13 protein-coding genes and 1 pseudogene are annotated in these 11,767 nt (G+C 72.2%); 8 read left to right on the top strand and 6 right to left on the bottom strand.

Features of this window, described 5'->3' with window-relative positions; genetic code table 11:
- Positions 1-200 (top strand): FCD domain-containing protein (locus ACIG3E_RS27015; RefSeq protein WP_399621418.1); only part of this gene is annotated, 200 nt, incomplete at its 5' end.
- Between the two features lie 51 nt (positions 201-251).
- Here the strand turns inward: ACIG3E_RS27015 and ACIG3E_RS27010 are convergent.
- Together ACIG3E_RS27010 and ACIG3E_RS27005 are read right to left on the bottom strand one after the other, a co-directional pair.
- The gene (locus ACIG3E_RS27010) at positions 252-1,412 is read right to left on the bottom strand and encodes an FAD-dependent oxidoreductase (protein ID WP_399621416.1); all 1,161 of its coding nucleotides are present in this window, start codon (positions 1,410-1,412) and stop codon (positions 252-254) included.
- Positions 1,413-1,461: 49 nt separating this feature from the next.
- Positions 1,462-2,091, bottom strand: coding sequence for an LUD domain-containing protein (locus ACIG3E_RS27005; protein WP_399621414.1), 630 nt, complete (start codon positions 2,089-2,091; stop codon positions 1,462-1,464).
- Between the two features lie 156 nt (positions 2,092-2,247).
- Here ACIG3E_RS27005 and sigJ point away from each other — a divergent pair, with 156 nt between their 5' ends.
- Both sigJ and ACIG3E_RS26995 read left to right on the top strand, forming a co-directional pair.
- The gene (gene sigJ, locus ACIG3E_RS27000) at positions 2,248-3,192 is read left to right on the top strand and encodes an RNA polymerase sigma factor SigJ (protein ID WP_399621412.1); all 945 of its coding nucleotides are present in this window, start codon (positions 2,248-2,250) and stop codon (positions 3,190-3,192) included.
- A gap of 156 nt (positions 3,193-3,348) precedes the next feature.
- Positions 3,349-4,110 (top strand): class I SAM-dependent methyltransferase, encoded by a 762-nt coding sequence (locus tag ACIG3E_RS26995; protein ID WP_399621459.1) that lies wholly within the window; start codon positions 3,349-3,351, stop codon positions 4,108-4,110.
- A 44-nt stretch (positions 4,111-4,154) separates the two neighbouring features.
- Here the strand turns inward: ACIG3E_RS26995 and ACIG3E_RS26990 are convergent, their stop codons facing one another.
- Positions 4,155-5,189, bottom strand: a complete 1,035-nt coding sequence (locus tag ACIG3E_RS26990; RefSeq protein ID WP_399621410.1) for a WD40 repeat domain-containing protein — start codon at positions 5,187-5,189, stop codon at positions 4,155-4,157.
- Between the two features lie 273 nt (positions 5,190-5,462).
- Here ACIG3E_RS26990 and ACIG3E_RS26985 point away from each other — a divergent pair, with 273 nt between their 5' ends.
- Positions 5,463-5,867 carry an FKBP-type peptidyl-prolyl cis-trans isomerase gene (locus ACIG3E_RS26985; protein ID WP_399621407.1) on the top strand — a complete coding sequence of 135 codons (405 nt, stop codon included), beginning with the start codon at positions 5,463-5,465 and terminating at the stop codon, positions 5,865-5,867.
- Between the two features lie 105 nt (positions 5,868-5,972).
- On the opposite strand, the gene ACIG3E_RS26980 is transcribed toward ACIG3E_RS26985, so the two are convergent.
- Both ACIG3E_RS26980 and ACIG3E_RS26975 read right to left on the bottom strand, forming a co-directional pair.
- Entirely contained in the window at positions 5,973-7,115 is a 1,143-nt protein-coding gene (locus ACIG3E_RS26980) for an endonuclease/exonuclease/phosphatase family protein (protein WP_399621405.1), read from the bottom strand.
- A gap of 74 nt (positions 7,116-7,189) precedes the next feature.
- A complete protein-coding gene (locus ACIG3E_RS26975; protein ID WP_399621402.1) occupies positions 7,190-7,810 on the bottom strand; it encodes a M15 family metallopeptidase in 621 nt (206 codons plus the stop codon).
- 87 nt (positions 7,811-7,897) lie between these two features.
- Here ACIG3E_RS26975 and ACIG3E_RS26970 point away from each other — a divergent pair.
- Positions 7,898-8,011, top strand: a pseudogene (locus tag ACIG3E_RS26970) (response regulator transcription factor); the annotation flags it as partial.
- 269 nt (positions 8,012-8,280) lie between these two features.
- Here ACIG3E_RS26970 and ACIG3E_RS26965 read toward each other — a convergent pair.
- On the bottom strand, positions 8,281-8,562 hold the full coding sequence (locus tag ACIG3E_RS26965; RefSeq protein WP_242714899.1) for a peptidylprolyl isomerase: 282 nt from the start codon (positions 8,560-8,562) through the stop codon (positions 8,281-8,283).
- 312 nt (positions 8,563-8,874) lie between these two features.
- Between ACIG3E_RS26965 and ACIG3E_RS26960 the strand changes: the two genes are divergently transcribed.
- The 3 genes from ACIG3E_RS26960 (at position 8,875) to ACIG3E_RS26950 (ending at position 11,732) form a co-directional block, all read left to right on the top strand.
- The gene (locus tag ACIG3E_RS26960) at positions 8,875-10,326 is read left to right on the top strand and encodes a glycoside hydrolase family 16 protein (RefSeq protein WP_399621399.1); all 1,452 of its coding nucleotides are present in this window, start codon (positions 8,875-8,877) and stop codon (positions 10,324-10,326) included.
- 87 nt (positions 10,327-10,413) lie between these two features.
- Positions 10,414-11,211, top strand: coding sequence for a thymidylate synthase (locus ACIG3E_RS26955; protein WP_399621397.1), 798 nt, complete (start codon positions 10,414-10,416; stop codon positions 11,209-11,211).
- A 17-nt stretch (positions 11,212-11,228) separates the two neighbouring features.
- On the top strand, positions 11,229-11,732 hold the full coding sequence (locus tag ACIG3E_RS26950) for a dihydrofolate reductase (RefSeq protein ID WP_399621458.1): 504 nt from the start codon (positions 11,229-11,231) through the stop codon (positions 11,730-11,732).
- Positions 11,733-11,767 lie beyond the last annotated feature (35 nt).

The raw sequence follows: 11,767 nt of genomic DNA, 5'->3' as shown, positions 1-11,767 counted from the left end.
ACAAGAACGACCAGCTCCTCCCCTCCGCCCAAGAACACATCGAACTCCTCGACCTGATGGTCGCCGGTGACGCCAAAGCCGCCGAGAAGTGCATGACCCGCCATCTCGGCCACGTCCGCTCCCTGTGGGCCGAAGGCACCCCGGACAAGGAGCGCAAGGCCACCCGCACCGGCCTCGGCGTCCGGTTGGGCTCCGGCTGAGCCGTGGCCGACGCGGGGTGGACGGCGTTCCGCCTTACGCCCTCCAGGCGGTCAGGAAGGCTGGACCTCGTCGAAGAGAGCGATGGCTTCGGAGGGGTCCGGGCCCACGAGGCGCTCCAGACCGGCCCTCGTCATGCTCGCCCACCTGCCGCCCCGTTCCCACATCCGCTCCTCGAAGGCCCGCACGGCCTCGTCCAGGTCGTCGGGGCCAGTGACGGCGGCGACGGCCTCGGCGAGTTCCGCGCCCTCCAGCATCGCGAGGTTCGCGCCCACTCCCAGCGGGGGCATCAGGTGCGCGGCGTCGCCCAGGAGCGTCACCCCACGGACGTGGGACCAGGTGTGGGGCACGGGCAGGGCGTAGAGGGGGCGGTGGACGAAGGCCGCGCCGCGGCGGAGGAGGTCGAGGACGGGAGCGGCCCAGCCGTCGAACTGAGTCAGCAGGCTCCCCCGCACGGCCTCGGCGTCGGCCCCGTCCAGGCGCGCGCCCCGGTCCGGACCCGCGGGTCGGCCCGGGCCCGCGTGCCACTCCGCCTCCACCCGGAACTGGGCGTACACCTTGACGTGACCGCCGCTGTTGCGCTGGGCGACGATCGCGCGGTTCACGCCGTACACGGCCACGGAACCGTCGCCGATCAGCCGGGCGAGGTCGGGGTGGCGGGTGTCGACGTCGTCCAGGGAGGTCTCGACCAGGGTGACGCCGGTGTACTCCGGCGTCACGGAGGAGACCGCGGGCCGGACCCGGGACCAGGCGCCGTCCGCGCCGATCACGAGGTCGTACGTCTCCTGCCGCCCGTCCGCGCAGTGCACCCGCACGCCATCCGGGCCCCGCGGCACCACCTCCGTCACGGCCCGCCCCCACTGGACGTCCAGCGGCCCGAGCAGCAGATCGCGCAGCTGCCCGCGGTCGATCTCGGGGTTGGCCCCCTCGTCCGGACCAGGACGCCAGTCGCGCAGGACGGTCCCGTCCACGCCCAGAATGCGCATGGCCTGCCCCTCGGGACGGGACAGCGCCCGGAACTCCGCCAGCACCCCCGCCTTCTCCAGCGCCACCTGGCCGAGCCCCTCATGCAGGTCCAGCGTGCCGCCCGGGGGACGGGCGTCACGGGCGGCATCGCGTTCGAGGACGGTGACGGGGTGACCATGACGGTGCAGGACACGGGCGAAGGAAAGCCCGGCGGGGCCACTGCCGATCACGGCTATACGGGGTCTCATGGTGATCCACCGTACGGTGTGGACGCGTACTCAAACCGCGGCATCGGGTTCAGAACCCGATGGCTTCGCGGAGCAGCAGGACGGTGCCGCGCCCGGCGACGTGTTCCGCCTTGAGGACGAGAAGCCGGTTGACCGCGCTGCGCCACCCGTAGGCTTCCTGGGTGCGGGCGCTCTCCAGGGGGAGGCAGTGGTCTTCGACGCGCCGCAGTGCGGTGTCCAGGTCGGGAACGACCTTCTGCGCCCCGACCACCCAGATCGCGCGGGCGGCGCCACCGGCGTTGCCGGGCAACTGGCTTCCGCTGCCCGAGGCAATCACGAGGGAGCCGGTTTCGGTGACCGCGTGGACGCTGCTCACGATGACGTCGGGGGTGGCCGTCAGCCGTCGGATCTCGTCTCCCTCAGTGGCCCGGTCCATGGCCAGGACGCGTGGCTTGACGGCGTCGTAGCGCCCGCTGCCGTTGATGTCGTCGGCGATGCCGGACAGGCGGAGGGTCTCGCTGGCCCCGGTGAGCACGCTGGCGCCCTCCGGTATCAGGCACTGCACGCGGGTCCGCGCGTCGGCGGCCCCATCGAGGATCTCGACGGTGAAACCGTGTGCGGCGAGCGCGGCGGCGGCCCGCTCCAGGCGGTGGGCGGGCACCGGGTCGGTGAACGGGGACGTCGGCATCGAGGTGGTCATGGTGGGCTTCCTGTTCGCTGGATGATCTGTTCGTCTCAGGAGGTTCGACAGGACAGCCCTCCGGAATGTCAGGCCGGTACGACGGGCCTGACATTCCGGAGGGCTGCGCTGTCGAACCCGTAAGAGCGGATGCGACCAAGGGGGAGCCTCGACATCATGAGCAACCGATCCGGCCCCGGATGCGACCGAGCCGATCCGGGCCTGGCCGCGGTCATGAGCGAGCGGCACCGGCTGATCAACCTCGCCTACCGGATGCTGGGTTCCCTGGCCGAGGCCGAGGACGCCGTCCAGGAGACCTACGCCCGCTGGTGCGCCATGCCCCAAAGCCAGCAGGACGCCATCGAGGCCCCCGGCGCCTGGATGACGACGGTCGCCAGCCGGATCTGCCTCAACCTGCTCGGCTCGGCACGGGCCAGGCGCGAGACCTACGTGGGCGACTGGATCCCCGAACCGCTGCCGGGGCACACGGAGTGGATCAGCGGACGGCTGAGCGGCGCGGCCACCGACCCGGCCGACCGGATCACCCTGGACGAGTCGGTCGACCTGGCCTTCCTGGTCGTGCTCGAATCGATGACCCCGGCCGAACGCGTCGCGTTCATCCTGCACGACGTCTTCTGCCACTCCTTCGCGGAAGTGGCCGAGATCGTCGGCCGCACCCCGGCCGCATGCCGCCAGCTGGCCTCTTCCGCCCGCCGCCGCATCCGGACCGCGCGGCCTTCCGCCACCGCGACGTCGGCAGTCCGACACGCGGTCGTCGTCAGGGACTTCAAGCGGGCCTGGGAGGCCAAGGACATCGACGCCCTGATCAGTCTGCTCGACCCCGATGCCACCGCCGTCGCCGACGGTGGCGGCCTGGCCACCACCTTCCTGCGTCCCATCGAAGGCGGTGAGCCGATCGCGCGCGCCTGGGCCGAGATCGCCCGCCGAAGGCCCGACACCATGACGTTCCTGGACCGTACGGTCAACGGCCGCCCCGGTGTGGTGGCCGAGCAGGACGGCGCTGTCGTGACGGTGTTCGCCTTCGAGGTGACGGACGACCGGATCCAGCACATCTGGGTCGTACGCAATCCCGAGAAACTCCGCCACTGGACGGTGAGCTGAGGCGCCCCCGCCATCGCGTCGCTCGCACCGGCCTCGGGGGCGACGTCATGAGACACGGAGAAGCAACAGACGGGTGATGTCCACCAGGGGTCCGGGCTCGGCGCTACCGTCAGCAGGGTGACGGGAATCAATGCGGGCCAGCGGTGGTCCGAGTCCATGTCGGCGGCCTATGAGCAGTACCTCGTGCCGGTGGTCTTCCGGCCCTTCGCCGAGGACCTGTCCGCGAAGGCGGCGGCTCTTCGCCCTCGGCGCGTCCTCGAACTGGCCGCGGGGACCGGCGCGTTGACATCGCGCCTGCTCGCGGCGGCCCCGTCGGCCGCGGTGACGGCCACCGACCTCAACGAGGCCATGGTCGCCTTCGGGTCGGCCCGGGTCCCGGGCGCGGTGTGGCGGCAGGCCGACGCGCAGCGGCTGCCGTTCCCGGACGGGGGCTTCGACCTGGTGGTCTGCCAGTTCGGCGTGATGTTCTTTCCCGACCACGTCGCGGCCTTCACCGAGGTCCGGCGGGTCCTGGCCCCGGGCGGCCGGTTCCTGTTCAACACCTGGGGCCCGCTCGCGACGCACGCCTTCGAAGTCGCGCTGCAAGCCGGGCTTGAGCGGGCCTTTCCGGCCGACCCGCCCCGGTTCTTCCCGACGGTTCCGCACGGCTACGCCGACCCCGCCGTCGTGGCCGCCGATCTGACGGCCGCCGGGTTCACCGTCGAGGAGGAGCAGGAGCTGACGCTCCAGGGCCGGGCCGCGTCGACCGCCGACCTCGCCACCGGGTACCTCACCGGGACACCGGTGCGCGCGGCCGTCGAAGAGCGCGGCGGCGGACCAGTCGTCCGGGCCACCGTCGTCGAGGAGATGACGGCCCGGCTGGGCCCGGGGCCGGTCACCGCCCCGATGACGGCGTACGTCTTCCGCGCCGCGGCCTGACCGCGGCCCGGGCGCGGAAGACGTACGCGGATGCGGGGGGGCGGTCAGGAGAAGCGACGGACGAACACGTCCGACGTGCCGTTGGTGTCACCGGGCACGATGTCGTCGGCCGTGGACTGGAAGACCACCTCGCGCCCACCGGCGCTGACCGCGTCGACCCCGGCCGAGGCAGGCCGGTGCGAGACGACCTCGTCGGTGCCCGCGCGCAGGTCGCGCAGCACGAGCGACGGTCCGGTCGGGTCGTTCGGGGCGTACAGCAGGTAGCTGCCGGTGGGGTCGATGGCCAGGCCCTTGACGTTCGGCACGCGCTGGGCGGTGCCCGAGCTCACGTCGTGGACGTAGGTGTCGGAGCCCGAGAGGTAGACGACCTTGCTGCCGTCCTCGCTGAGCTGGACGAGCGTCGCCTCCTGGGACGGGCCCTCGATCGGGTCGGAGGTGGAGCCGTAGTCCCGGTCCCACAGGAAGACGTCCTTGGCCTTGCCGTCCTGGTACGCGACGAAGCGGCCGTCCCCGCTGATCGACGGCCGGGAGGGCGCGGTGTGGTCGAACCAGGCGAGTTCCTGCTTGGTGCCTGCGTGCCAGTCCCATACGTCGATGCGCTGGCTGGACGACGGCCGACCGATGGTGGCGACGTTGGCGACGTAGCGGCCGTCCCCGCTCACCGACGGCTGACTGCAGTTGAGGGCATCGCAGTTGAGGCCGATCGAACTGCCCGCGGTCCACTGTGCCAACTTGACCTTGGTGTCCCTGAACAACAGCACCGCATAGGCGGCGTACTCCCCGTCACCGCTGATCGCCGGAGAGGCGATCGGGTAGCTGCCCACCTGCTTGAGCTGCCCCGACGGCGCGTCGCGTAGGTACACCCTGTCAGCCGACGAGAAGACGACGCGGCGCCCGTCGGTCGTGATCGCGCCCCCGGTGGAGTCGCCGCTGAACTGCGTGCCGTCGGCCGCGACACTGACCCTCTCGACACCGGCTCCGGTCTCTCGCGCACCGCCGGTGGGCTCGGCCGAGGCGGCTCCGGGCAGCGCCGTGGTGAGCGCGCACGCCACGAGGGCCGCGCCTAACACGCCCCGCACGCGTCTGGTGGTGCTCCGGTCTGTGGTTCCCCTCATTGTTCCCCCACTCAGGAAGGTCTCGCCCCCGGCTCCCCACCGGAGGGCCCCCTGCATGCAACCGCGACTGCGCCGAGGGGTCAATGCGTTCCCTGCGTCACATGACATGTGAGAGGCGTCGTTTCGGTCAGGGGGGAATCGGCATGCTCGGTAACGTGACCATCTGCCGCATGGGGTGTCCATGTGTGTGCCCGGCTGGTCCGTGCGGAGTTTTCAACAGAGAGTGACGAGGCTGCCATGAGTGAACGGACGAAGCCCGAGGTCCACGTTCCGGAGGGTGCTGCCCCCACCGAGCTGACCGTCCGCGACCTGGTCGTCGGGGAGGGGCCCGAGGTGAAGCCGGGCATGGTGGTCAGGGTCCACTACGTCGGGGTGACCTTCGCGTCCGGCAAGGAGTTCGACGCCTCCTGGGACCGGGGCCAGCCGTTCAAGTTCGCCCTGGGCAGCGGCAGGGTCATCAAGGGCTGGGACCGGGGAGTGAGGGGGATGAAGGTCGGCGGTCGGCGCGAGATCGTCGTTCCCCCGCGTCTCGGCTACGGCGATCAGTCGCCCTCGTCGTTGATCCCCGCGGGCTCGACCCTGGTCTTCGTGGTGGACCTGCTGGACGTGTATTCCAGCACCGCCGGGTGGCAGACCAGCTAGGCGGCTCCGTCCGGCCCATCGGGCGGACCGGATACCTCCGGTCCGCGCCCGGTCACGCCGCCGAGCACCCGCGTCCCCGAGGCTTCGCCGCCGCTCCCGCCGTGTTCACCAGCTGACTCCCGCCGCCACCGGCCGGTGGTCGCTGCCGGTGGCGGGCAGCACCCACGCGCTGACCGGCGTGACGCCGCGCACCAGGACGTGGTCGATGCGCGCCATCGGGAACTCCCTCGGCCAGGTGAAGCCGAAGCCGTCCCCGGCCGCGTCCTGGGCCGAGCGCAGCCGCGAGGTGATGCCGTCGAGCGCGCGGTCGTCCACGGTGCCGTTCAGATCGCCGAGCAGCACCACCCGCTGGTTCGGCTCGGCGGCGACGGCCGCGCCGAGCGCCCGCGCGTTCCGGTCCCGGCCGCCCGTCGTGAAACCTCCCGAGTGCACGCGTACGGACCCCAGGTGGGCCACGTACACGGCGAGAGGCCCCTGGTGCGTGGCCACCGTGGCGCGCAGCGCCCGGCCGTCGGGCGCCACCTCAGCGACCGGCTTGGTGTCCGCCCGGGGCCCGACGTCCTGCTCGATGTCGACCGCCCGGGTGTCCGACAGCGGCAGCCTGCTCCACAGGCCGACCGTGCCCCGCACCGTGTGGTGCGGGTAGGCCTTCGCCAGCTCCTTCTCGTACACCGGCTTCGCCTGCGCGGTGATCTCCTCCAGGGCCAGCACGTCCGCTCCGGAGGCGGCCAGGTCGCGGGCGGTACCGGCCGGGTCGGGGTTGTCGGCGCCCACGTTGTGGGTGGCCAGGGTGAGGTCGCCGCCGGTGCGGGACTTGTCGACGAGCAGCCCGCCGAAGAGGCTCAGCCACGCCGCGACCGGCAGCACCAGCGCGACCACCGCCGAGGCGGAGCGCCGCCACAGTGCCCCGGCCAGGAGCACCGGGACGAGCAGGCCGAACCACGGCAGGAAGGTCTCCACCAGGCTGCCGATTCCGCCCCGGTCCGTGATCCGCGCGTGCAGCAGCATGACCAGGCCGAGCAGCAGGGCCGACGCCGCGAGCACGAGGCCGCGCTTCCAGGGGCCCGGCCGCAGGGCGACGCGGAGCGTCCGGCGGACGCGCGCGTGCCGGGCGCCCGGGCCGGGGGCCCTGCGACGGCCGCCGCTTCCCTGACCGGCCTCCGCCGCGTCCGCCGCGTCCATCTCGCCTTCCGCGTGCGCCACATCCGCCGCGTCCGCCGCGACCTTCGTGTTCGTCACATCCGCCATACCCGTCACATCCGTCACATCCACCGCGTCCACCCCGCCCGCCTGTGCCCTCGTCCGTCCTCGTTCCGTACCGGTCACTGCCGTGTCCTCGGGTCCTGCGTGGGGTCGGCGTACTTGCGCGGGCAGCCGTGATCGGTGGCTTCGGGGCGCAGTTCGTAGTGCCAGGGTTCGTTCTCGTAGATCTGGCACAGCCCGTGTCCGGCGCCGTGCTCGGACAGCCACGCCGTCGCGGCGGAGCGCCCGATGTCGACCGCGTCGCCCGACACGTGAGGGGACGTCTCCGCCGTGGCCACCCAGCGGGCGGCCTCGTCCTCGGACCCGTACTTGGAGACCGCCTCGCGCAGCAGCCGGTTCTGGTACGACGGGGAGCGCCAGCCGCTGTTGACCTGGAACGCGACCCCGTCGTCAGCGGCGGCCGTCGCGGCCCGGCGCAGCGCCTTGAGGAGCTCCGGATCGAGGCGGGTCACGGCCGGAGTCGCGTCGTCGAAGACCGTCACGCCGTCGGGGACGACACCGTCGGCCACGCCCTGGTGCCCCTGGCGGGACATGTGCGCTGCCGCGTTCGAGGCCGTGGAGGACGTGCGCGGCCAGGAGGAGAAGGCCAGGGTGAGCACCGCGATGACGGCGGCCAGGCCCGCGATGGCGAGGAGGTACGTGCGGCTCGGTGTGCGTGCTGGGGGCGTCGTCCGGTTCATTCCGCCAGTCAAGGCAGTGCGGTGTTGTGGGCCCGTATGCGGATTTCGATACGCCGACGACATGCGCCGCCTCGTAGCGTGGGCGGCATGCGTGTGCTGGTCGTCGAAGACGAGCCCTGTCTGGCGGATGCCATCCGTGACGGCCTGCGCCTGGAGGCGATCGCGGCCGCCATCGCGGGGGACGGCGGCACCGCCCTGGAACGAGAACACCGGCCATCGCCCACGCGCACGACGGCGCGCTCACGCTCACCCCGCGCCCTGCCGGTGGCCTCCGCGTCACCGTGGAACTGCCCGCGACGACGGCGCGGACCGGAGGGTGAGGAATCACCGGCTCCGCCGCCCGCTGCGGGCCGCGCGCCGTCCGCTCCGCGCCCGGCACCCGCGCGGGCACCCGGAAACGGCGCAGGCCCCCTCGTCGAGGGGGCCTGCCGACAAGGCCGCGCCGCGACGGCGCTGCCCTGTCCACCGCTTCAGTCCTGGCGGCTCGTGACCTCGACGAGGTGCATGCCGAACTGGGTCTTCACCGGACCCTGGACCTCGCCGACCGGGGCCGAGAAGACGACCTGGTCGAACTCGGGCACCATCTGGCCCGGGCCGAACGAGCCGAGGTTCCCGCCGTCGCGCGACGAGGGGCACGAGGAGTGCTTCTTCGCCAGCTCGGCGAAATCCGCACCGCCCGCGATCTGCTCCTTCAGCTGCAAGGCCTCGGCCTCGGTCTTGACCAAGATGTGCCGCGCGGTAGCCCTAGCCATGTGTTTCATCCTCTCCAGTACACGTCAACGCCGCCCAGCGTACGTGTCCGGCACCCCGGGGGCACTTCGCGGGGAATCATCCCGCACCAAAGCACTAACGATTACATTTGCGGAACAGTGACGCCTTTGCGTTCGAGGGCACGAGAACACACCCCCTATCCGGATCTCCGCGCACAGCAACCCGGGCTCCGACTCCCGTACGCCTTCGGGAAGTTGACGCACGCACCCCATTGACGCGAGGCATGCCCACAACTAAACAACTCTGAGAGCGCTCTCAGAACCGGTCACCCTCCCCACCCTCCGAGGTGCCCCATGCGAGCAAGACGCGCCCCCTTCCGCCTCCTCCCCCGCACCCCGCTCCGCACCGCCCTGCTCACCGGCCTCGCCGCCCTCGCGCTGACCGCCCCGCTGCTCGCCCCCTGCGCGGCGAACGCCGACGTGCCCCCGGCCCCGGCCTGGACCCTCCAGTGGAGCGACGACTTCGACGGGCCCGCCGGTGCGCCGCCCTCCGCCGCGAACTGGCAGATCGACACCGGCCACAACTACCCCGGCGGCCCCGCGAACTGGGGCACCGGCGAGGTCCAGAACTACACCTCCTCCCCCGACAACCTGGCCCTCGACGGCGGCGGCAACCTCCGCATCACCCCGCTGCGGGACGCCGCGGGCGCCTGGACGTCCGGCCGCGTCGAGACGCGGCGCGCCGACTTCAAGGCCCCGGCGGGCGGCACCCTCGCCATCGAGAGCCGCATCCGGATGCCGAACGTCACCGGCGAGCAGGCCCTCGGCTACTGGCCCGCCTTCTGGGCCCTCGGCGCGCCCTACCGGGGCGACTACTGGAACTGGCCGTCCATCGGCGAGTTCGACGTGATGGAGAACGTGAACGGGATCGACTCCGTGTGGGGCGTCCTGCACTGCGGCGTGAACCCGGGCGGCCCGTGCGACGAGACCAACGGCATCGGCGCGAGCCGCGCCTGCCCGGGCGCCTCCTGCCAGTCCGCGTTCCACACGTACCGCTTCGAGTGGGACCGCTCGGCGAGCCCGAACGTGCTGCGCTGGTACGTCGACGGACAGCTGTTCCACAGCGTCGACCAGAACCGCGTGGGCGCCCGGGCGTGGAGCGACATGACCGGCCACGCCGGGTACTTCATCCTGCTCAACGTCGCGATGGGCGGCGGCTTCCCCGACGGCGTCGCGGGCCGCGCCACACCGGTCGCGGCGACGGTGCCGGGCCGGTCCATGCTCGTGGACTACGTGGCGGTGTGGACGCGGGGCGGCGGAAGCGGCGACCCCGGCACGCCGTCCACGCTGCACCTGCGCCCCGGCGGCACCCTCGGCGAGGCCACGGGCACCACCTCCGCCGCGACCCTCGCGTCGGCGGGCGGCCCCCACCACGACGGCACCCCGCACGCCCCGCAGACGTTCACGGCGACCGGCGTGAACGGCACCCACGACGGCGGCTCGACCCAGTTCGACCTGCTCGTCGACGCGGGCACCACGGTGGCCAACGGCCCACAGGTGCGCGTGAGCTACGACCGCACGGGCAACGGCACCTGGGACCGCACGGAGACCTACCGCTACTTCGCCACGGACCCGGTGCCCGGCTACGAGCACTACACCCAGGGCCAGGGCCTGAAGTCCGCCACGGGCGAGCACGGCCCGATGCGCGGCGGCACCGTGCGGGTCGAGGTGTGGAACGCGATCGGCAACGGCCCGAGCACCCTGGGTACCGGCAACCAGTCCGCCGTACGGATCCCCTTCGGATGAGGCCGGGGCGGCCACGGCCCCGGCCGGGCGGCGCCCCCCGGGGCGTGGTCGTCGAGCTCGCCGCGCGGGCCAGTAGACTTCTCGGCTGTGGCGGACACCCAGTACGAAGACCTGTTGCGGCTAGTGCTCACCTCCGGGACGGCGAAGGCCGACCGGACGGGCACGGGCACCCGAAGTGTCTTCGGGCACCAACTGCGCTACGACCTCTCGCAGGGGTTCCCGCTGGTCACCACCAAGAAGGTGCACCTGCGCTCCATCGTGTACGAGCTGCTGTGGTTCCTGCGCGGCGACTCGAACGTCGGCTGGCTGCAGGAGAACAAGGTCACGATCTGGGACGAGTGGGCCGGTCCAAACGGCGAGCTCGGCCCGGTGTACGGCGTCCAGTGGCGTTCCTGGCCCACGCCGGACGGCAGGCACATCGACCAGATCAGCGAGGTCCTCGACACGCTGCGCCGGGACCCGGACTCCCGCCGCATGATCGTCTCCGCGTGGAACGTCGCCGAGCTCGACAAGATGGCCCTCGCCCCGTGCCACGCCTTCTTCCAGTTCTACGTCGCTGACGGCAAGCTCTCCTGCCAGCTGTACCAGCGCAGCGCGGACCTGTTCCTCGGCGTCCCGTTCAACATCGCCAGCTACGCCCTGCTCACGCACATGGTGGCGCAGCAGGTCGGCCTCGAACCGGGTGACTTCATCTGGACCGGCGGCGACTGCCACATCTACGACAACCACGTGGAGCAGGTGACCGAGCAGCTCTCGCGCACCCCGTTCGCCTTCCCCCGGCTGCGGCTGCGGCAAGCCGACTCTCTCTTCGACTACACCTACGCCGACGTGGAGGTGCTCGACTACCAGCACCACCCGGCCATCAAGGCTCCGGTCGCGGTATGAGCGTCGGGGCGGGCGGCATCGACGTCGGGCTGATCTGGGCGCAGACCCGCGAGGGCGTGATCGGCGCGGGCAACGCCATTCCGTGGCGCCTGCCCGAGGACATGGCGCACTTCAAGGCCACCACGCTCGGTCATCCCGTGGTGATGGGCCGCAAGACCTGGGATTCGCTGCCGCCGCGCTTCCGTCCGCTGCCCGGCAGGCGCAACGTCGTGGTGACGCGCGATCCGCACTGGGCGGCCGACGGCGCGGACCGCGCCGGGTCCGTCGCCGAGGCCCTGGAGCGCGCGGCCGAGCCGCTGGACTCGGTGGCCCCCGCCGCCGCCTGGGTCATCGGCGGCGGCGAGATCTACCGGGCGGCCCTGGAATTCGCCACGACACTCTCGGTGACGGAGATCGACACGGTCGTGGACGGCGACACCTACGCCCCGACCCCGGATCCGACGTGGAGCGTCACCGAGGACCAGGGCTGGCAGTCCTCCACGACGGGGCTGCGCTACCGCATCCGTACCTACACTCGGTGACGACCCGCTCACCCCGCCGAGCGCGGCCCCAGGGC

Origin of the sequence: Streptomyces sp. NPDC053474, assembly GCF_044544845.1 — a bacterium.
Taxonomy (GTDB): domain Bacteria; phylum Actinomycetota; class Actinomycetes; order Streptomycetales; family Streptomycetaceae; genus Streptomyces.
This window is presented reverse-complemented; position numbering and strand designations above follow the sequence as displayed.

What these genes read in the sequence shown, in the direction of transcription:
- ACIG3E_RS27005 (WP_399621414.1), bottom strand. Translation starts at nt 2,091, where the DNA reads ATGACCACCTCGATGCCGACGTCCCCGTTCACCGACCCGGTGCCCGCC.
- ACIG3E_RS26960 (WP_399621399.1), top strand. Translation starts at nt 8,875, where the DNA reads ATGCGAGCAAGACGCGCCCCCTTCCGCCTCCTCCCCCGCACCCCGCTC.
- ACIG3E_RS26985 (WP_399621407.1), top strand. Translation starts at nt 5,463, where the DNA reads ATGAGTGAACGGACGAAGCCCGAGGTCCACGTTCCGGAGGGTGCTGCC.
- ACIG3E_RS26975 (WP_399621402.1), bottom strand. Translation starts at nt 7,810, where the DNA reads ATGAACCGGACGACGCCCCCAGCACGCACACCGAGCCGCACGTACCTC.
- ACIG3E_RS26995 (WP_399621459.1), top strand. Translation starts at nt 3,349, where the DNA reads ATGTCGGCGGCCTATGAGCAGTACCTCGTGCCGGTGGTCTTCCGGCCC.
- ACIG3E_RS26965 (WP_242714899.1), bottom strand. Translation starts at nt 8,562, where the DNA reads ATGGCTAGGGCTACCGCGCGGCACATCTTGGTCAAGACCGAGGCCGAG.
- ACIG3E_RS27010 (WP_399621416.1), bottom strand. Translation starts at nt 1,412, where the DNA reads ATGAGACCCCGTATAGCCGTGATCGGCAGTGGCCCCGCCGGGCTTTCC.
- sigJ (WP_399621412.1), top strand. Translation starts at nt 2,248, where the DNA reads ATGAGCAACCGATCCGGCCCCGGATGCGACCGAGCCGATCCGGGCCTG.
- ACIG3E_RS26980 (WP_399621405.1), bottom strand. Translation starts at nt 7,115, where the DNA reads ATGGCGGATGTGACGAACACGAAGGTCGCGGCGGACGCGGCGGATGTG.